The following is a 20,035-nucleotide window of genomic DNA, read 5'->3' as shown; positions in this document are numbered from 1 at the left end:
GAACACCGCATGATCCGCAGCATGACCGCCTACGCCGGCGCCGAGCGCATCACTCCCTGGGGCACGCTGGGGTGCGAGCTGCGCTCGGTCAACCACCGTTTCCTGGAGGTGGGCGTGCGCCTGCCGGAGGAACTGCGCGCGCTGGAGCCGCAACTGCGCGAACGCGTGGCCGCGCGGATCAGCCGCGGCAAGCTCGACCTGATGCTGCGCCTGCGCGCGCCGGACGCGGCGCAGACCCTGGCGGTGAACGAGGCCCTGGTCGAGCAGTTGGGCGTGCTGGCGCAACGGCTGGGCGCGCGCTTTGCGCAGATGCAGGTGCAGTTCGTCGACCTGCTGCAGTTGCCCGGCGTGCTGCAGGGGCAGAGCGTCGATCCGGCGGCGCTGCAGGCGCAGGCGCTGGAGCTGCTGGACGAGGTGCTGGCCGAGTTCGTCGCCGCGCGCGAGCGCGAGGGCGGCAAGCTGGCCGCGGCCATCGTCGAGCGGGTCGATGCGGTGGAACGCATCGCCGGCGAGGTGCGCACGCTGATCCCGGCCATCCGCGACGGCCAGCGCGCCAAGCTGGCGGCGCGCCTGGCCGACCTGCCGCATCCGGTCGACCCCGGCCGCGCCGAGCAGGAGCTGGTGCTGTGGCTGCAAAAGCTCGACGTGGACGAGGAACTGGACCGGCTCGGCAGCCACATCAAGGAACTGCGCCGGGTGCTGCGCCAGCCGGAACCGGCCGGCCGGCGCCTGGACTTCCTGCTGCAGGAGTTCAATCGCGAGGCCAATACCCTGGGCTCGAAGTCGGTGGACAGCCGCACCTCCAACGCCGCGGTGGAACTGAAGGTGCTGATCGACCAGATCCGCGAGCAGGTGCAGAACCTGGAGTAGCCGAGAATGGGCGATCGGGAATGGGGAATCGTCAAAGCGGGTACGATTCACCCCCAGCCCGGCTCGGTGCTGTTCCCATTCCCCATTCCCGACTCCCCATTCCCAAGAAAATGCGCGGCACTCTCTACATCGTGGCGGCCCCCTCCGGCGCCGGCAAGAGCAGCATCGTCAACGCGACCCTGGCGCGCGATCCGCAGATCGCGCTGTCGATCTCGTTCACCTCGCGTGCGCCGCGCCCGGGCGAACGCCATGCCGAGCACTACCATTTCGTTTCCGCCGACGAGTTCCAGCGGATGATCGATGCCGGCGACTTCTTCGAGTACGCCCGCGTGCACGGCGACTGGAAGGGCACCGCGCGGCAGTCGGTGGAGCCGCAGCTGGCCGCCGGCCACGACGTGCTGCTGGAGATCGACTGGCAGGGCGCCCGCCAGGTCCGGGCCAAGGTGCCGGACGCGGTCAGCGTGTTCATCCTGCCGCCCTCGCGCGAGGCGCTGGAGCAGCGCATGCGCAAGCGCGGCCAGGACAGCGAGGCGGTGATCGCGCAGCGGCTGGCTGCCGCGCGGGAAGAGATGTCGCACTACGCCGACTTCGACTACGTGATCGTCAACGAGCACTTCGACACCGCCGTGGACGAGATGTGCGCGATCTTCGTCGCCAGCCGCCTGCGCCGGCTGCCGCAGCAGCAGCGCCATGCCGCGCTGATCGCCACCCTCCTGCAGGAACAGCCAACTGGCTGATTCCAAAGGGAACGCAAGGGGGTGGGGTTGATCTTGGGCGGCGTTCGCCCTACAATCCCCGCCCTTTCCCTCATTCGAACGCGTGGCCGTTGCCGGCCCGCCGGGAGCCCGCATGGCCCGCATCACCGTAGAAGATTGCCTGGAAGTCGTTAACAACCGTTTCGAACTGGTCATGATGGCGTCCAAGCGCGCCCGCCAGCTCGCCAACGGCGTGCAGGCCACCCTCGACAACACCGAATCGGCCGACAAGCCGACCGTGCTGGCGCTGCGCGAAATCGCCGCGCGCAAGATCGACAACGCGTTGATCGACGAGGTCGAGAAGGCCGAGCGCGAGCGCGCCGAGCGCGAAGCCCTGGAATGGGCCGCGGCCGAGGTGGTGGCCGACGAGGACATGTCCAAGAACGACGACTGATCGCGTCCCCGCGTCGCGATCGTCCTGCGAACAGCCCGCATCCGCGGGCTGTTTCGTTTTGCGGGTTTGCCGTCCACGCGCCGCTGGCATAGTCTTTCCGCATGAACCCAGGCCCTTCTGCCCAGGTCGCCAGTGCCGCGCCGCCGTCGGCCGACGAGGCGGTCCCCGACTACGTCCTGCAGCTCGAACGCAGCGCCAGCTATCTGCCTGCCGAGCAGATCCCGCTGCTGCGCCGCGCGTGGGAGGTCGGCGCGGCCGCGCACGCGGGGCAGACCCGCAAGTCCGGCGAGCCCTACATCACCCATCCGGTGGCGGTGGCCGGCGTGCTGGCCGAGCTCGGCCTGGACGTGGAGGCGCTGATCGCGGCGATCCTGCACGACACCATCGAGGACACGCCGCTGACCCGCGCCGAACTGGCCGCCGAGTTTGGCGAGGCGGTGGCGGAACTGGTCGACGGCGTCACCAAGCTGGACAAGCTCAAGTTCCGCGACCGCCAGGAAGCGGCGGCCGAGAGCTTCCGCAAGATGCTGCTGGCGATGTCGCGCGACCTGCGCGTGATCATGATCAAGCTCGCCGACCGCCTGCACAACATGCGCACGCTGGGCGCGCAGAGCGCCGAGGCGCGCAGCCGCATCGCCCGCGAGACCCTGGAGATCTACGCGCCGATCGCCCAGCGCCTGGGCATGAGCCTGATGAAGTCCGAGCTGCAGAACCTCGGCTTCCGCGCGCTGCATCCCTGGCGCCACGCGATCATCGAAAAGCATATCCGCAGCCAGCCGGTGGTGCGCCGCGAGTCGATGGCGCAGGTGGAGGTGCAACTGTCGCAGCGCCTGGCCAAGGAAGGGCTGGAACACCGGCTGGTGAGCCGGATCAAGACCCCGTGGAGCATCTACAACAAGATGCGCGACGAGAACAAATCCTTCGACCAGGTGATGGACGTGTTCGGCTTCCGCCTGGTGGTGCGTGGCGTGCCCGACTGCTACCACGCCCTCGGCGCGGTGCACGCCACCTTCAAGCCGCTGGATGCGCGCTTCCGCGACTTCATCGCCATTCCCAAGGCCAACGGCTACCAGTCGCTGCACACGGTGCTGTTCGGGCCCTACGGCTCGCCGATCGAAGTGCAGATCCGCACCGAGGAGATGGACCTGATCGCCGAGCGCGGCGTCGCCGCGCACTGGACCTACAAGTTCGGCGGCGATTCGCCCAACAGCGCGCAGAGCCGCGCGCATGCGTGGATCGTCGAACTGATCGAATCGCAGCGCGCCGCCGGCTCGTCGCTGGAGTTCCTGGACAACGTCAAGGTCGACCTGTTCCCGGACGAGGTCTACCTGTTCACGCCCAAGGGCAAGATCCTGGCGTTGCCGCGCAACTCCACCGCGCTGGACTTCGCCTATGCGGTGCACACCGACGTGGGCAACCGCGCGGTGGCCTCGCGCGTGGACAAGAAGCTGGTGCCGCTGCGCACCAAGCTGGTCAGCGGACAGACGGTGGAAGTGATCACCGCGCGCTCGGCCACGCCCAAGCCGCAGTGGCTGGAGTTCGTGGTCAGCAGCAAGGCGCGCACCGCGATCCGCCACCAGCTCAAGCAGCTCGAGCACGAGGACGCGGTGCAGCTCGGCCACCGCATGCTCGACCGCGCGCTGGAGGCGATGGACAGTTCGCTGGAACGGCTGCCGAAGGGGCGCCTGGATTCGTTCCTCAGCGAGCACCGCTACCCGCGCCTGGAAGCGCTGCTGGCCGACGTCGCGCTGGGCAACTGGATGCCCAACCAGGCGGCGCAGGCGTTGATGGCGTACGCCGAACTGCGCGGCGGCGGCCATTCCAAGCACTCGCAGGAAAAGATCCTGATCAACGGCACCGAGCGCGGCGTGGTCAGCTTCGCCAACTGCTGCCAGCCGATTCCCGGCGACGAGATCATGGGCTACCACACCGCCGGCAAGGGCATCGTGGTGCATCGGCTGGACTGCCCGAACTTGGCCGAACTGCGCAAGTCGCCCGAGCGCTGGGTGCCGATCGGCTGGGATACCAGCGTCATCGGCGACTACGACACCGCGTTGGTGGTGGACGTGGAGAACCGCACCGGCGTGCTGGCGCAGCTGGCCGCGGCGATCGCGCAGAGCCAGTCCAACATCGAGCGCGTCGACTACCTGGACCGCGACTTCAACGCCGCGGTGCTGCGCTTCAACATCCAGGTGCGCGACCGCAACCACCTGGCCGAGGTGATGCGCCGGCTGCGGCGCTTGAATGCGGTGCAGAGCGTGCGGCGCCAGTGAGGCGTCGGGATTGGGGATTGGGGATTCGGGATTCGGGATTCGGGATTCGGGATTCGGGAGCAGCATGAGGGCGGGACACGCCGCGGCGCCCGCTTTCAGGAGATTTTAGTAGGAGCGGCTTCAGCCGCGACGCTTCATCGATAAGGCGTCGCGGCTAAAGCCGCTCCTACGACGCCAGGACCAGACCAGTTCCGAATCCCCAATCCCCAATCCCCAATCCCCAACCGCGCACGCCAGCTAAACTAGGCGGACATTCTTCCAACGGAGTCGCCATGTCCCGCCAGATCATCCATACCGACCGTGCACCGGCCGCGATCGGTCCGTATTCGCAGGCCGTGCGCGCCGGCAACACCGTGTACTTCTCCGGGCAGATCCCGCTGGATCCGGCCACCGGCGAGATCGTCGCCGGCGACATCGCCGCGCAAGCGCGCCGCGCCTTCGACAACCTGCAGGCGGTGGCCGAGGCGGCCGGCGGCTCGCTGGATCGCATCGTGCGCCTGGGGCTGTACCTCACCGATCTGGCGCAGTTCGCGCAGGTCAACGCGGTGATGCAGGACTACTTCCAGGCGCCGTTCCCCGCGCGTTCCACCATCGAAGTCTCGGCGCTGCCCAAGGGCGCGGGCTTCGAAGTGGACGCGGTGATGGTGCTGGACTGATCCCCCGCCGTGCCGCGCGTGCAGGTTCCGGCGCCGGCGCTGTCGGCGGCAGGCGAGGTGCCGCTGACCACGCTGCCCGGCGTCGGTCCCAAGCTGGCGGAGAAATTCGCCGCGCGCGGCCTGTCCACGCTGCAGGACCTGTGGCTGCACCTGCCGCTGCGCTATGAGGACCGCACCCGCCTGACCACCGTGGCGGCGCTGCAACCCAGCGTGCCCGCGCAGATCGAGGGGCGGGTGCAGGCGGTGGACCGTGGCTTCCGCTACCGGCCGATGCTGCGCGTGGCGGTGGCCGACGACTCGCGCGGCACCGTGGTGCTGCGCTTCTTCCAGTTCCGTGCGGCGCAGGCGGCACAGTTCGCGGTCGGTGCGCGCTTGCGCGCCTTCGGCACGCCCAAGCCGGGCCAGCACGGGCTGGAGTTCGTGCATCCCAGCTATCAGATCCTCGGCGAGGACGACGACGCGGCGCTGGGTGATCGCCTGGATCCGGTGTACCCGGCGGTGGAGGGCGTCGGCCCGGCGACCGTGCGCCGGCTGGTCGGGCAGGCGCTGGACCGGCTGCCCGAGGAGGCAGCGCTGGAGCTCCTGCCGGCGTCGTTGCTGGCCGAACTCGGGCTGCCGTCGCTGCGCAGCGCGCTGCTGGTCGCGCATCGGCCGCCGCCGCAGGCCGACCTGGGCGCGCTCGCCGCCGGGCTGCATCCGGCGCAGCAGCGCCTGGCGCTGGAGGAGTTGCTCGCGCATCACCTGAGCCTGCGGCGTCAGCGCATCGCCCTGCAGTGCCAGCCGGCGCCGTCGCTACGCGGTCGCGGGCTGCTGGCCAAGCGCCTGCAGCAATCGCTGCCGTTCCAACTGACTGGCGCGCAGCAGCGTGTGTTCGCACAGATCCGCGCCGACCTGGAACGGCCGGCGCCGATGCTGCGGCTGGTGCAGGGCGACGTCGGCAGCGGCAAGACCGTGGTCGCCGCGCTGGCGGCGATGCTGGCGGTGGACAAGCGCAAGCAGGCGGCGCTGGCGGCGCCCACCGAACTGCTCGCCGAACAGCATCTGGCCAACCTGCGCGGCTGGCTGGAGCCGCTGGGCGTGCGCGTGGCCTGGCTGGCCGGCAAGGTCACCGGCAAGGCGCGCAGCGCGACCCTGGCGCAGATCGCCTCCGGCGAGGCGCAGGTGGTGGTCGGCACGCATGCGCTGATGCAGGAGGCGGTGCGCTTCCACGACCTGGCCCTGGCCATCGTCGACGAGCAGCACCGCTTCGGCGTGCACCAGCGCCTGGCGTTGCGCGACAAGGGTGCCTCGGGTGCAGGCGTGCCGCACCAACTGGTGATGACCGCCACGCCGATCCCGCGCACGCTGGCGATGGCCGCGTATGCCGACCTGGATGTTTCCTCGATCGACGAACTGCCGCCGGGGCGCACCCCGGTGCAGACCATCGTGCTCAACGCCGAGCGCCGTCCCGAACTGGTGCAGCGCATCCGCGTGGCCTGTGCCGAAGGCCGCCAGGCCTATTGGGTCTGCACGCTGATCGAAGAGGCCGAGGACAGCGAGAAATCCGCGCAGGCCGGCGCCGGCAACCGGCTCGAGGCCAGCGCCGCGCAGGCCACCTTCGAGGCGCTGTCGGCGCAGTTGCCGGAGCTGCGCGTGGGCCTGGTGCACGGGCGCATGAAGCCGGCGGAGAAGCAGGCGGCGATGCGCGCGTTCAAGCAGGGCGAGATCGACCTGCTGGTCGCCACCACCGTCATCGAGGTCGGCGTGGACGTACCCAACGCCTCGCTGATGATCATCGAGAACGCCGAACGCCTGGGCCTGGCGCAGTTGCACCAGTTGCGCGGCCGGGTCGGGCGCGGTGCGGCGGCGTCGAGCTGCGTGCTGATGTACCAGGCGCCGCTGTCGGCGATGGCGCGGCAGCGCCTGGAAACCATGCGCCAGACCAACGACGGCTTCGTCATCGCCGAAAAGGACCTGGAACTGCGCGGCCCCGGCGAACTGCTCGGCACCCGCCAGACCGGCCTGGCCGCGTTCCGCGTGGCCGACCTGGCCCGCGACGCCGGCCTGCTGCCGCGCGTGCACGCCCTGGCCGACCGGCTGCTGGAGGAGGCGCCGGTCCTGGCCGACCGCATCGTCGCGCGCTGGGTCGGTGGCGCGGTGCGGTTTGCCGGGGCGTGAGGGGGCCGGGATTCGGCATTGGGGATTGGGGATTCGCAAACGCGGCATCGCCACGGCTTCCTCGTAGGAGCGGCTTCAGCCGCGATGGGGCTGTCCTGGTAACGCCCGGTCGCGGCTGAAGCCGTTCCTACGACGAACGGCGGTGGCGCCGCCTCTGCGAATCCCCGTTTTCAACAGCCGAATGGCTGGTCATCCCGACTCCCCAATCCCCGCGCCTTCCCATGCCCGCGCCGCGGTGCCAGACTCGGCGGCCGAATGGACGAGCGAAGCGACGCATGAGCGACAAGATTCCCCTGTTGATCGATACCGACCCCGGCGTGGACGATGCGCTGGCGCTGCTGATGGCGTTCGCCGATCCGCGCCACGAGGTGGTCGGGCTGACCATCGCCGCCGGCAACGTCGGCCTGCGCCACACCGTGCGCAATGCGCTGAAGCTGTGCGAAGTGGCCGGGCGCGAGGATGTGCCGGTGTTCGCCGGCTGCGCCGATCCGCTGCTGCATCCCTCGGTGGACGCCGGGCACGTGCATGGCCAGGACGGCTTCGGCGACGTCGACCTGCCGGCGGCCGCGCGCGGCGCCGAGGCCGAGCATGCCGCGCTGGCGATCCTGCGCCTGTCGCACCAGTACGCCGGGCGCCTGCTGCTGGTCGCGCTGGGACCGCTGACCAACATCGCGCTGGCGCTGAAGCTGGACCCGACCCTGCCGCAGCGCGTCGGCCGCTTCCTGGTGATGGGCGGGGCGATCACCTGCCATGGCAACATCACCCCGGCCGCCGAGTTCAACATCGCCTTCGATCCGGAGGCGGCGCACATCGTGTTCAAGGCGTTCCCGCACATCGAAGTGGCGGATTGGGAGGCGACCGTGGCGCATGGCCTGCCGCACCGCGAGGTCGAGCAGTGGCTGGCGGTGGATGCGCCGAAGGCGCGCTTCTACGAGCTGATCTCGCGCAAGACCCGGCTGTGGTCGGAAGACGCGCGCGGCGAACACTGGTATGCCGCCGACGCACTGGCGATGGCCTGGGCGCTGCAGCCCGACGGTGCCCAGGAGGTGCAGGCGCGCCCGATGCAGATCGAGCTGTCCGGGGTGCATACCCGCGGCGCCACCCTGGTCGACTGGAACCGCCAGCTGGGCCTGCCGGACAACGCGACCATGCTGATCCGCTACGACCACGCCCGCTTCCTGGGCCTGGCGCGGGCCGCAGTCGGCGCCGGCTGAGCCTGCCGATCCCGCCCGCATCCGGGCGGGATCTCCCGGGGCGGGGCGCCCATGGGCGTTGCCACCGCATCTGCCGCGACGTAAACGTTGCGTGGGGGGCGGCAGGGCTGTTATAGTTTCCCTCTTGTCCAGCAGCCACCTACGGTGCGAGCCCATGAAGGCCGACATCCATCCCCAGTACCGCGACGTCGTGTTCCACGATGTCACCTCCGATTTCAAGATCCTGACCCGTTCGACCATGTCCTCGAAAGAGACGGTCAAGTGGGAGGACGGCGAAGAGTATCCGCTGATCAAGGTCGAAATTTCCTCGGCTTCGCACCCGTTCTACACGGGCAAGCACAAGGTCATCGACACCAGCGGCCGCATCGACAAGTTCCAGAAGCGCTACGCGCGCTGACCGGAACCGTCGAACGGATGTAAAGCGACGGCCGCTTGCGCGGCCGTTTTGCTATCCGCTGCATGGTCCCTTCCCGGCGTGGGCGCGCCGGTGTCATCCTTCCGTGAAAGTGCGGCGAGGATGCAACGCTGTGTCGCTTTCCTGCCGCCATCGTGCCGCAGGAGGGGTGAGCGACGACGCAAATGCTGCTGTGCGATAATGGCGCGATCCGTGGCGATTGCCGTGGACTTCCTTCACGCGTCTGTTCGCAACGTAATCGGACAGGCGCCTTCCATCGAGGAGCGCACACTGTGTCCGATCTTGATCAGGTCACGTTGAACGCCGGCGACAAGTCGGTCGTTCTTCCGGTACTCAAGCCCACCCTGGGCAACGATTGCGTCGACATTTCCAAGTTGACCAAGGAGACCGGTCTCTTCACCTACGACTCGGGCTTCACCGCGACCGCCAGCTGCAAGTCGGCGATCACCTACATCGACGGCGACAACGGCGTGCTGCTGTACCGCGGCTACCCGATCGAGCAGCTGGCCGAGAAGTCCAACTTCCTCGAAGTGGCCTACCTGCTGATGAACGGCGAGCTGCCCACCGCCGACGAATTCAAGAAGTTCGACCACGAAGTGACGCATCACACGATGATGCACGAGTCGCTGAAGAACTTCCTCGGCGGCTTCCGTCACGACGCGCACCCGATGGCGATGATGGCCGGTACCGTGGCCTCGCTGTCGGCGTTCTACCACGACACCCTCGACCTCAACGATCCGGAGCAGCGCCGCCTGGCCGCGATCCGCCTGATCGCCAAGGTGCCGACCATCGCCGCCGCCGCCTACCGCTACTCGATCGGCTGGCCGATCCGCTATCCGCGCAACAACCTCGGCTATGTCGAGCGCTTCCTGCACATGATGTTCGAGGTGCCGAGCGAGCAGCTGCAGATGAACCCGGTCGTGGCCAAGGCCCTGGACCTGCTGTTCATCCTGCACGCCGACCACGAGCAGAACGCCTCGACCTCGACCGTGCGCCTGGTCGGTTCCACTGGCGCCAACCCGTACGCTTCGGTCGCCGCGGGCATCACCGCGCTGTGGGGTCCGGCGCACGGCGGCGCCAACGAAGCCGTGCTGAAGATGCTGGAAGAGATCGGCACCGCCGACAACGTCGAGAGCGCCGTGGCCAAGGCCAAGGACAAGAACTCGAGCTTCCGCCTGATGGGCTTCGGCCACCGCGTGTACAAGAACTTCGACCCGCGCGCGAAGATCATCCGCGAGATGACCCACAAGGTGCTGGGCGAGCTGGGCGTCAACGACCCGCTGCTGGAAGTGGCCCTGAAGCTGGAAGAGGCCGCGCTGAAGGACGACTACTTCGTGCAGCGCAAGCTGTACCCGAACGTCGACTTCTACTCGGGCATCATCTACAAGGCGCTGAACATTCCGGTGGAGATGTTCACCGTGATGTTTGCCATCGCCCGCACCGCCGGCTGGGTCTCGCACTGGCTGGAGCAGCAGGTCGACCCGGAAATGAAGATCGGCCGTCCGCGCCAGATCTACACCGGCTACGACAAGCGCGACTACACCAGCGCCGACAAGCGCTGATCGATCGCCCTCAAGGCTGTCCGGAACGCCCCGCTTTGCGGGGCGTTTTTCGTTGTGGCGGCGATGAAGCGGGGAGGAGGGCAGGCAGGTGTCACGTCGCGCCGCGGCCGGGCTCAGCCGTATTGGTAGTCGGCGATGTCCTGCTCGGTCAGCAGCTGCCGCAGTTGCGGCATCGAGGCGCGCCGCATCGGCTTTTCGTCCACCTGCGACAACGGCGCCTGGCGCAGCGCGTCGTAGGGCAGCACGGTCAGGTCGAAGGTCAGTTCCTCGGCGGTGAACAGCCACACCGGGAAGTCCTCGCTGCGCTCGCGGTCCAGGCGCAGGCGACGGCTGCGCAACTCGGCCGGGATGCGGTGCTCTTCGAGGAAGCGCGCCACCGCCTCGGCATCGTCGCTATGCAGGTGCAGTTGCACCGGGCTGTTGGCGTCGGCGGTGCCGTCGTGCACCGGGCCGGCCAGGCGCGGCGCGAACGCGTGCAGGAAGTCCATCGCGCGCAGCGCGGCTTCGCGCCGTCGCCGCAGCTCGCCGGCATGGTCCGGACCGGCGAACAGCCGCTGGTATTCGCGCAGCGCGTCCTCGATCTCGCTGTTGCGCGGCAGCGAGGCATCGTCGTGGATGCCGAGCCGGTCGGCGGCCTTGAGCTTGGCCTGATGGAAGTCGCGGATGCCGCCCTCGGCCATCAGGCGGGCGGCTTCGTGCGCCAGCCGGCGCCGGCGTTCGTGCGTGCGGGTCCTGGCATGTTGCCGAGCGTGGTGCATGGAGCGCCTCCCCTCAAAGCCTGCCCCGACTGTACCGCAGCCTTGCGAAATTCGGGTGTAGCCGGCTGCGCTGCCTGCTGCGGCGTCCGCCGGGCGAGGCGCGCCCGGCGGCATCTGCCCCGGCCAGCGCCGGGGCTAGGAGAGTGGCGCGATCAGAAGATGTCGAATGCCGCGTCGTCGGTCTTCTGGTCCTGCAGGCTTTCGTCGAACTGCTGGATGCGGTCCATGTCCTCGGTCTTGACCCACTCGGTGGCGCCGTTGAGGGTGACCTGGACCATGCCGGCCGGCGGGTCGTTGCGGGCGATCGGCTGGTCCTTCAGCGCCACCCGCATGTAGTCGATCCAGATCGGCAGCGCCGCCTTGCCGCCGTACTCGCGGTAGCCGAGCGAGCGGTAGTCGTCGCGGCCGACCCACACCGTGGTCACGTACGGGCCGCCGAAGCCGGAGAACCAGGCGTCGCGATGGTCGTTGGTGGAGCCGGTCTTGCCGCCGACGTCCTCGCGGCCGAGCACCTTGGCCGGCGTGCCGGTGCCGCGCTGGACCACGTCGCGCATCATCGACACTAATTGATAGGCGGTGCGCTCGTCGATGGCGCGCGGCGCGACCTTGGCCTCCGGGTCGGTGGCCGGGGTCTTTTCGTCCGCGGCCGGCGTGGCGGCGGTCGCGGCCGGCTTGGCCGCCGGCGGCGGCGTGGCCGCGCCGAAGTTGAAGCCGTCCACCACCTGGCTGACCGGCGCGGCATTGCCGCCGACGCTGCCGCAACTGCGGCAGGCGGTCAGCGGATGCTCCTGGAACAGCACCTTGCCGTCGCGGTCGGTGACCTTGTCGATGATCCAGGTGTTGACCAGCGAGCCGCCGTTGGCGAACACGGTATAGCCACGTGCCACCGACAGCGGGGTCAGCGAGGCGGTGCCCAGCGACATCGACAGGTTCGGCGGCAGCTCGGCTTCCTGGAAGCCGAACTGGCTGATGTACTTGCGCGCGAAGTCCACGCCGATGGCGTCCAGCAGGCGCACCGAGACCAGGTTGCGCGACTGCACCAGCGCCTCCCGCAGGCGCATCGGGCCGCGGAAGCCGCCGCCGTCGTTCTGCGGCGACCAGGTCTTGCCGCGGCGGTCGCGGAACACCACCGGCGCGTCGAGCACGATCGAGGCCGGGTTGAAGCCTTTCTCGAACGAGGCTGCGTACAGGAACGGCTTGAAGCTGGAGCCGGGCTGGCGGCGCGCCTGGGTGGCGCGGTTGAACTTGTTGCCGGCATAGCTGAAGCCGCCGACCATGGCGCGCAGCGCGCCGTTGTTGGCGTCCAGCGAGACCAGGGCGGCCTGGCCGCGCGGGATCTGGGTGATCTCCCATTCGCCCGGCTTGTCGCCGGCCTGGATGCGCACCAGGTCGCCGCGCTTGAGCAGGGTGGCCGGGCTGCGCCCGGTCCAGCGGCTGGCGGCCACCGGCAGCACCAGCTCGGTCTTGTTGGCGAGCACCACGGTGGCGCTGCCGTCGCTGCCGGTGCTGGCGACGATGCTCGGCAGCATCCCGCCCTGCACGTAGACGCCGCTCAGGTGGCTGGCCAGCGCCGCCGCATCGGCATTGGCGGGAACGTCGAAGTGCTTCTCGACGCCATGCCAGCCATGTCGACGATCGTAGACGATCAGGCCCTCGCGCACGGCGTGGTTGGCCGCGGTCTGCAGGGTCGAGTCGATGCTGGTATAGACGTGGTAGCCCTTGTCCAGCACGTCGCCGCCGAACCGCGCGATCATCTCCTGGCGCACCAGCTCGGCCACGTACGGCGCCTCGACCTCGACCGGGCGCTCATGGGGCGCGGCGTGCATCGGCACCGCCTTGGCCGCCTCGGCCTCGGCCGGGGTGATGAAGCCCAGCGCGGCCATGCGGCTGAGCACATAGTTGTCGCGGCGCTGCTTGGCGCGCTCGGGATTGCTGATCGGGTTGCCGCTGGAGGGGAACTTGGGGATGCCGGCCAGCGAGGCCATCTCGTCCAGGCTCAGCTCGTTGAGCTTCTTGCCGTAGTAGTACTCGGCGGCGGCGGCGATGCCGTAGGCGCGGTTGCCGAAGAAACTCTTGTTGAGATACAGCTCGAAGATCTCGTCCTTGCTCAGCTCGGCCTCGATCTTGCGCGCCAGCAGGATCTCCGCCAGCTTGCGGGTGTAGCTGTACTCCGAGCTCAGGAAGAACTGGCGGGCCACCTGCTGGGTGATGGTGGAGCCGCCCGGCACGCGCTTGTCGTTGGTGGTGGCCAGCAGCCACACCGCGCGGGCGATGCCCTTGTAGTCGACGCCGCCGTGCTCGTAGAAACGGGCGTCCTCGGTGGCCAGGAAGGCCTGCTTCAGCCGCTCCGGCACGTCCTTCATGGTGATGGGGTAGCGCCGGGTCTCGCCGAACAGCGCCATCAGCTTGCCGTCGCTGGAATAGACGTACATGGGCTCCTGCAGTTCGACCTTGCGCAGGGTCTGCACGTCCGGGAGCTTGGAGGAAACGACGTAGTACAGCCCGCCTGCCACGGCGGCGCCGACCAGGCCAAGGAGGACGAACGTGACCAGCGCCCAGCGCAGCCAACGACGAAAACGGGGCATCGCGAGAGATTCCGATTGCAGATTTCTTGGGCGCAGAGTATAGAGTACGCCGGGGAACGGCTGGGGCCGGTTCCGGGGATGCGACGGGTTTGCTGCCGCAGGTCATGCCGTGACACGGATCGCGGTATGCAACCGGGCGGTTGCCAATTGCAAAAAATTTGTTATTAATGCGCTGGCGCAACATTGGCGTCCAAGTGCCCGCCGGCAGGGGAAAATCCGTGGGGCTTATCCCAAAGAGTCAGCAACCGCTGATCGGCATCGATATCAGCTCGACCGCGGTCAAGCTGCTGCAGCTTTCGCGTAACGGCAACCGGTTCCGCGTCGAGCATTACGCCGTGGAACCCTTGCCGCCCAATGCCGTGGTCGAAAAGAACATCGTCGAGGTCGAGGCGGTGGGCGAGGCGATCCGCCGCGCCGTCACCCGTTCCGGCACCCGCGCCAAGCACGCCGCGGCCGCCGTGGCCGGTTCGGCGGTGATCACCAAGGTGATCCCGATGCCGGCCGACCTGGACGAGAGCGAACTGGAAGCCCAGGTCGAGCTGGAGGCGGTGAACTACATCCCGTACCCGATCGACGAAGTGAACCTGGATTTCGAGGTGCTGGGCGTCATCCCCAACAACCCCGAGATGGTGCAGGTGCTGCTGGCGGCCTCGCGCTCGGAGAACGTGGAACTGCGCCAGTCGGCCCTGGAACTGGGCGGCCTGGTGGCCAAGGTGATGGACGTGGAGGCCTTCGCGGTCGAGAACGCCTTCGCGCTGGTGGCCAGCGAGCTGCCGGTGGCCGCCGACGGCATCGTCGCCCTGGTCGACATCGGTGCCACCATGACCACCCTCAACGTCCTGCGCGGCGGGCGCAGCCTGTACAGCCGCGAGCAGGTGTTCGGCGGCAAGCAGCTGACCGACGAAGTGATGCGCCGCTACGGCCTGACCTACGAGGAAGCCGGCATGGCCAAGCGCCAGGGCGGGCTGCCGGAGAGCTACGAGGTCGAGGTGCTGGAACCGTTCAAGGAAGCCACGGTGCAGCAGATCAGCCGCCTGCTGCAGTTCTTCTACGCCGGCAGCGAATTCAACCGGGTCGACCACATCGTCCTGGCCGGCGGTTGCGCCGCCCTGGCCGGGCTGCCGGAGATGGTGGAGGAGCAACTGGGCGTGGCCACGGTGGTCGCCAACCCGTTGGCGCAGATGACCTTGGGGCCGAAGGTCCAGGCGCATGCGCTGGCCCAGGATGCGCCGGCGCTGATGATCGCCACCGGCCTGGCGCTGAGGAGCTTCGACTGATGGCGAAGATCAATCTGCTGCCCTGGCGGGCGGAACGGCGCAAGCAGCGCGAACGCGAGTTCTATTCGATGCTTGGCCTGGCCGCATTCGCCGGGGTGCTGCTGGCGGGGCTGATCTGGTTCTACTACGACCTGCAGATCAGCGGCCAGAACGAACGCAACGCCTATCTGCAGACCGAGATCGAGAAGGTCCAGGCGCAGAACAAGGAAATCGACACCCTCGACGAGAAGAAGCGCCGGCTGCTGGCGCGCAAGCAGGTCATCGAGGAACTGCAGGCCAAGCGCTCGCAGATGGTGCATCTGTTCGACTCGCTGGTGCGGACCATTCCCGATGGCGTGGTGCTGACCTCGGTGAAGCAGGAAGGCGACATGCTGACCCTGGAAGGCCGCTCGCAGTCCAACGCGCGGGTCAGTACCTACATGCGCAACCTCGAAGGCTCTGGCTGGATGACCAATCCGGAACTGACCGTGATCGAGGCCAAGGCCCAGGAGAAGGACGCCAAGGGGCCGATCGTCGACACCAAGGCGCTGCCGTACGTGTTCACGCTGCGGGTCAAGCTGCCGGTGCCGGGTGAGAGCACCGACCCGGCGGCCGACGCGACCGTGCCGGCCGGCTCCGCCGCGCCCGCGACCCCAGGCGCCGCGCCCGCGGGTGGCGCGCCTGGCACGCCGCCCGCGCAGACGCCGGGTGCGCCGGCGCCTGCACCTGCCGCGGGCAGTTCCGCCGCACCGGCACCGGCCGCCGCGCCGACGCCCGCCGCCACGCCAGCGCAACAGGGACCGGCGTCATGAGCAAGAAATTCAACATCAAAGAGCTGGATTTCAACAACATCGGCAACTGGCCGCAGCAGGCCAAGATCGTGTTCTGCGTGCTGGTGACGCTGTTCATCCTGGCCATGTCGTGGTTCCTGCTGATCAGCAGCAAGAGCGACGAGCTGGAAGGGCTGGAACAGAAGGAAACCGAGCTGCGCGCCACCTTCGAGAAGGAACAGAGCCGCGCGGTGAACCTGCAGCCGCTCAAGCAGCAGTTGGTGCAGATGGAGCAGGTGCTGCAGCAGATGCTGCGGCAGCTGCCGAGCAAGACCGAGATGCCCGACCTGATCATCGACATCTCGCAGACCGCGCTGTCCAGCGGCCTGACCAACGAGTTGTTCCAGCCGGGTCCGGAATCGCCGAAGGAGTTCTACGCGGAGAAGCCGATCGCCTTGCGCATGGTCGGCAGCTACCACCAGTTCGGTGCCTTCGTCAGCGGCGTGGCGTCGCTGCCGCGGGTGGTGATCCTGACCATGCACGACATCAACCTGAAGCCGCGCGACAAGAGCAACGGCATCACCGCGCGCGGCGAGCTGGAACTGTCCGGGACGGTCAAGACCTATCGCTACCTGGACGACAAGGAAATGGAAGAACAGGAGCAGGCCGCGAAGAAGGCGGGCAAGCAAGGCGGTGGCGCATGAGTCGGCAGCGGATTGTCAGGATGCTCGCCGCGGGCGCGCTGGCGCTCGCGCTCGGCGCGTGCGGCCGCAGCATCACCAGCACGCCTGGCGATGCGCCGAACCTGGAGAACTGGGTGAAGGAAGTGCGCGCGCGGCCGGCGCAGCCGCTGGAGCCGCTGCCGGTGATGCAGCAGTTCGAAACCTTCGAGTATGCGGCGCAGGGCCTGCGCGATCCGTTCAGCGACGCCTGGGCCAGCCCCGACGGCAGCAGCGGCCTGCGCCCGGACCCGAACCGCCGCAAGGAGCCGCTGGAGCAGTTCCCGCTGGACAGCCTCAACATGGTCGGCACGCTGGGGAGTGGCGCGGGCCAGGTCGCGCTGGTGATGGCGCCGGACAAGGTGACCTACCGCGTGCGTCCCGGCGTGTACATGGGGCAGAGCGATGGCCGCGTGACCGGGGTGCACGAGGATCGCATCGATTTGATTGAACTGGTGCCGGATGGCGCCGGCGGCTGGTTGGAACGTCCCGCCTCCGTCGCGCTGGACGATCAATGATTGATTATGGGGATAGCACGATGACTTTTTCCAAAGCCCTGAGCCTGCGCCCCATCCGGCGCCACGCGACGATGCGGCTATGCGCGTTGGGGTTGGCGGCGATGCTCGGGAACGCGGTCGTCGCCAGCGCGGCGCCGGCCACTGCGCCTGCGGCCACGCCTGCCGCGGCGGCGGCGACGCCGGCCAAGCTCACCGTGTCGAAGGTCGACTTCAAGCGCGGCGATGGCGGTGCGGGGCGGCTGATCCTGTCCTTCAACGGCGCCGGCGCCAGCCCGGACCTGCGCACGCAGGGCAACAACGTGGTGGTCGACGTCGGCAATGCCATGCTGCCGCCGGAGCTGCAGCGGCCGCTCAACGTCACCGACTTCGCCACCCCGGTGCAGCGCATCGATGCCAAGCCCTATGCGGGCGGCGCGCAGCTGACGCTGAGCACCAACGGCCCGTTCGAGTCGCTGGCCTACCAGTCGGGCAACGAGTACGTGGTCGAGATCACCCCGCGCGCCGCTGCGCCGGCCGTCGGCGCGGTCACCGCGGCCACGGTCAGCCAGGCCGCCGCGCAGGTGGCCGAGCGCGGCTACAGCGGCAAGCCGGTGACCTTCAACTTCCAGGACGTGCCGGTGCGCACGGTGCTGCAGCTGATCGCCGAGGAATCCAATCTCAACATCGTCGCGTCCGACACCGTGCAGGGCAGCGTCACCCTGCGCCTGGTCAACGTGCCGTGGGACCAGGCGCTGGACATCGTGCTGCGCGCCAAGGGCCTGGACAAGCGCCGCGACGGCAAGGTGATCTGGGTCGCGCCGCAGCAGGAACTGGCCAAGTTCGAACAGGACAAGGAAGACGCGCGCATCGCGATCGAGAACCGCGAGGACCTGATCACCGACTACGTGCAGATCAACTATCACAGCGCCACGGCGATCTTCAAGGCGCTGACCGAGGCCAAGGGCATCGGTGGTGGCGGCGGTGGTGGCGGTGGTGGCAACGGTGGTGGTAGTCAGAACGACAACGGCTTCCTGTCGCCACGCGGGCGGCTCGTCGCCGACGAGCGCACCAACACGCTGATGATCAGCGACATCCCGAAGAAGGTCGCGCAGATGCGCGAACTGATCAACGTGATCGATCGGCCGGTCGACCAGGTGCTGATCGAGGGTCGTATCGTCATCGCCACCGATACTTTCGCCCGCGACCTGGGTGCACGTTTCGGTGTGGCCGGCCGCCGGCAGTACGGCGGCAATACCGGCGTGGTCAGCGGCAACCTGGCCAACAACACCTCGATCATCAACGACAGCGTGCACAACATTCCCAGCGGGCTGAACTTCAATATGCCTGCCGGTACCTTCACCAATGGAACCCCCGGCTCCATTGCTTATACTTTGCTGGGTGCCAATTTTTCGCTGGATATGGAACTGTCGGCGTTGCAGGAAGAGGGACGTGGCGAAGTGATCTCCAACCCGCGCATCGTGACCTCCAATCAGCGCGAGGCGGTGATCAAACAGGGTAAGGAAATCGGCTACGTCACCATCACCGGTGGTACCGGCGGCACTGCTGCCACGCCGAACGTGCAGTTCAAGGAAGTGCTGCTGGAACTGAAGGTGACCCCGACCATCACCGACGACAACCGCATCTTCTTGAACATGAACGTCAAGAAGGACGAGGTGGAACGCTACGTCACCCTGCAGAACTACGGCACGGTGCCGGAAATCAATCGCCGTGAAATCAACACCGCGGTGCTGGTCGACGACGGGCAGACCGTGGTGATCGGCGGCGTGTACGAGTTCACCGATCGCAGCAGCGTCTCCAAGGTGCCGTTCCTGGGCGACATCCCGTTCCTGGGCAATCTGTTCAAGCAACGCGGCCGCAGCAAGAGCAAGGCCGAACTGCTGATCTTCGTGACCCCGAAGGTGATGCGCGTGGCCAAGCGCGCCGGATGACCGGTGCGGACAGGCGGGATCCTCCGACGGGAGAGGCGCAGGCCTCTCCCGTCGTCGTTTACGCCGCATGGATGAGGAAATCCTGAATTCACAGCACGCGGCGGCGGCGGCGCGCGGAACCATTTTCACCGGTGATCGGTCAGACTGCGCAAATGAACACGTCCTCCTCGCCCCTCGATTCCCCGCCGGCCGCGCCCGAGCAGCAGCGCCTGCACGCCGCGTTCGTCGCCCTGCGCGACGGCCTGTCCCAGACCATCGTCGGCCAATCGGCGCTGGTGGAACGCTTGCTGATCGCGCTGCTCGCCGACGGCCATCTATTGGTCGAAGGCGCGCCCGGTCTGGCCAAGACCACGGCGATTCGCGCCCTGGCCTCGCGCCTGGAAGCGGACTTCGCCCGCGTGCAGTTCACGCCGGACCTGCTCCCGGCCGACCTCACCGGTACCGAGGTGTGGCGTCCGCAGGAAAGCCGCTTCGAGTTCCTGCCCGGGCCGATCTTCCATCCGATCCTGCTTGCCGACGAGATCAACCGAGCGCCAGCCAAAGTGCAATCGGCGCTGCTCGAAGCGATGGGCGAGCGCCAGGTCACCGTCGGCCGGCATACCTATGCGCTGCCGAAGCTGTTCCTGGTCATGGCGACGCAGAACCCGATCGAGCAGGAAGGGACCTTCCCGTTGCCGGAGGCGCAGTTGGACCGCTTCCTGATGCATGTGCGGATCGGTTATCCGGAAGCAGCGGCGGAAGCGGAGATCCTGCGCTTGGCGCGCGAGCGCGCGCGCGAGACGCTGGAGGCGGGGGAGGCGCCGCCGTCGCGCATGCCGCTGGAAGATGTGTTCGCCGCACGCCGTGCGGTGCTGGCGCTGCACATGGCGCCGCCGCTGGAGCGTTATTTGATCGAACTGGTGCTGGCCTCGCGCGACGCCAGCGGTTACGACGCCGCGTTGGCGCGGCGCATCGCCTGGGGCGCGAGTCCGCGCGGCTCGATCGCGCTGGAGCGTTGCGCGCGCGCCCGGGCCTGGCTGGCCGGACGCGATTTCGTCACGCCCGACGATGTGCGCGCGGTCGCCGCCGACGTGCTGCGCCACCGCGTGTTGCCCAGCTACGAGGCCACCGCCGAAGGCTGGGACGGCGATCGCCTGGTCGCCGCGCTGCTGGACAAGGTGCCGCCGCCGTGACCGGGTGCAGGTGCGCCCGCCCTGATGCAGGGC

Annotated in this window: 17 protein-coding genes; 15 read left to right on the top strand and 2 right to left on the bottom strand. The window is 68.3% G+C overall.

Annotated elements, in window-relative coordinates:
- Positions 1 to 9 precede the first annotated feature (9 nt).
- The 9 genes from Q7W82_RS18640 to Q7W82_RS18600 all read left to right on the top strand — a co-directional run bounded on the left by Q7W82_RS18640 (position 10) and on the right by Q7W82_RS18600 (position 10,296).
- A complete protein-coding gene (locus tag Q7W82_RS18640) occupies positions 10 to 870 on the top strand; it encodes a YicC/YloC family endoribonuclease (protein WP_242080501.1) in 861 nt (286 codons plus the stop codon).
- Between the two features lie 110 nt (positions 871 to 980).
- Complete coding sequence (gene gmk / locus Q7W82_RS18635; protein WP_242160569.1) at positions 981 to 1,607, top strand: guanylate kinase; 627 nt, start codon at positions 981 to 983, stop codon at positions 1,605 to 1,607.
- 112 nt (positions 1,608 to 1,719) lie between these two features.
- Positions 1,720 to 2,019: a DNA-directed RNA polymerase subunit omega gene (rpoZ, locus tag Q7W82_RS18630; protein WP_010343101.1), complete on the top strand. Its 300-nt coding sequence runs from the start codon at positions 1,720 to 1,722 to the stop codon at positions 2,017 to 2,019.
- A 101-nt stretch (positions 2,020 to 2,120) separates the two neighbouring features.
- The gene (locus Q7W82_RS18625) at positions 2,121 to 4,292 is read left to right on the top strand and encodes a bifunctional (p)ppGpp synthetase/guanosine-3',5'-bis(diphosphate) 3'-pyrophosphohydrolase (protein WP_019797021.1); all 2,172 of its coding nucleotides are present in this window, start codon (positions 2,121 to 2,123) and stop codon (positions 4,290 to 4,292) included.
- Positions 4,293 to 4,564: 272 nt separating this feature from the next.
- Complete coding sequence (locus Q7W82_RS18620; protein ID WP_010341827.1) at positions 4,565 to 4,948, top strand: RidA family protein; 384 nt, start codon at positions 4,565 to 4,567, stop codon at positions 4,946 to 4,948.
- A 9-nt stretch (positions 4,949 to 4,957) separates the two neighbouring features.
- Complete coding sequence (recG, locus tag Q7W82_RS18615; RefSeq protein WP_242160570.1) at positions 4,958 to 7,105, top strand: ATP-dependent DNA helicase RecG; 2,148 nt, start codon at positions 4,958 to 4,960, stop codon at positions 7,103 to 7,105.
- A gap of 275 nt (positions 7,106 to 7,380) precedes the next feature.
- On the top strand, positions 7,381 to 8,319 hold the full coding sequence (locus tag Q7W82_RS18610) for a nucleoside hydrolase (protein WP_242160571.1): 939 nt from the start codon (positions 7,381 to 7,383) through the stop codon (positions 8,317 to 8,319).
- Positions 8,320 to 8,473: 154 nt separating this feature from the next.
- The gene (locus tag Q7W82_RS18605; protein ID WP_010341537.1) at positions 8,474 to 8,716 is read left to right on the top strand and encodes a type B 50S ribosomal protein L31; all 243 of its coding nucleotides are present in this window, start codon (positions 8,474 to 8,476) and stop codon (positions 8,714 to 8,716) included.
- A gap of 290 nt (positions 8,717 to 9,006) precedes the next feature.
- Positions 9,007 to 10,296 carry a citrate synthase gene (locus Q7W82_RS18600; protein WP_026143410.1) on the top strand — a complete coding sequence of 430 codons (1,290 nt, stop codon included), beginning with the start codon at positions 9,007 to 9,009 and terminating at the stop codon, positions 10,294 to 10,296.
- 113 nt (positions 10,297 to 10,409) lie between these two features.
- Here Q7W82_RS18600 and Q7W82_RS18595 read toward each other — a convergent pair whose 3' ends face one another.
- Complete coding sequence (locus Q7W82_RS18595) at positions 10,410 to 11,054, bottom strand: hypothetical protein (RefSeq protein ID WP_010341535.1); 645 nt, start codon at positions 11,052 to 11,054, stop codon at positions 10,410 to 10,412.
- Between the two features lie 152 nt (positions 11,055 to 11,206).
- On the bottom strand, positions 11,207 to 13,639 hold the full coding sequence (locus Q7W82_RS18590; protein WP_242160572.1) for a penicillin-binding protein 1A: 2,433 nt from the start codon (positions 13,637 to 13,639) through the stop codon (positions 11,207 to 11,209).
- A gap of 218 nt (positions 13,640 to 13,857) precedes the next feature.
- Here Q7W82_RS18590 and Q7W82_RS18585 point away from each other — a divergent pair, with 218 nt between their 5' ends.
- From Q7W82_RS18585 to Q7W82_RS18560, 6 genes are all read left to right on the top strand, one after another.
- A complete protein-coding gene (locus Q7W82_RS18585) occupies positions 13,858 to 14,916 on the top strand; it encodes a pilus assembly protein PilM (protein WP_343242790.1) in 1,059 nt (352 codons plus the stop codon).
- The gene (locus tag Q7W82_RS18580; protein WP_242160574.1) at positions 14,916 to 15,707 is read left to right on the top strand and encodes a PilN domain-containing protein; all 792 of its coding nucleotides are present in this window, start codon (positions 14,916 to 14,918) and stop codon (positions 15,705 to 15,707) included. The genes Q7W82_RS18585 and Q7W82_RS18580 overlap by 1 nt, the downstream gene beginning before the upstream one ends.
- Positions 15,704 to 16,369 carry a type 4a pilus biogenesis protein PilO gene (locus tag Q7W82_RS18575; protein ID WP_242160575.1) on the top strand — a complete coding sequence of 222 codons (666 nt, stop codon included), beginning with the start codon at positions 15,704 to 15,706 and terminating at the stop codon, positions 16,367 to 16,369. Before Q7W82_RS18580 ends, Q7W82_RS18575 begins: the two co-directional genes overlap by 4 nt.
- On the top strand, positions 16,366 to 16,902 hold the full coding sequence (locus Q7W82_RS18570; protein WP_242160576.1) for a pilus assembly protein PilP: 537 nt from the start codon (positions 16,366 to 16,368) through the stop codon (positions 16,900 to 16,902). Before Q7W82_RS18575 ends, Q7W82_RS18570 begins: the two co-directional genes overlap by 4 nt.
- 20 nt (positions 16,903 to 16,922) lie before the next feature.
- Positions 16,923 to 18,830, top strand: coding sequence for a type IV pilus secretin PilQ family protein (locus tag Q7W82_RS18565; RefSeq protein ID WP_242160577.1), 1,908 nt, complete (start codon positions 16,923 to 16,925; stop codon positions 18,828 to 18,830).
- A 152-nt stretch (positions 18,831 to 18,982) separates the two neighbouring features.
- A complete protein-coding gene (locus Q7W82_RS18560; RefSeq protein WP_242160578.1) occupies positions 18,983 to 20,002 on the top strand; it encodes a MoxR family ATPase in 1,020 nt (339 codons plus the stop codon).
- Positions 20,003 to 20,035 lie beyond the last annotated feature (33 nt).

Source organism: Xanthomonas indica (genome assembly GCF_040529045.1).
GTDB lineage: Bacteria > Pseudomonadota > Gammaproteobacteria > Xanthomonadales > Xanthomonadaceae > Xanthomonas_A > Xanthomonas_A indica.
Note: the sequence above shows the minus strand (reverse complement) of the source record. Positions and strands in the feature narration are given on the sequence as shown.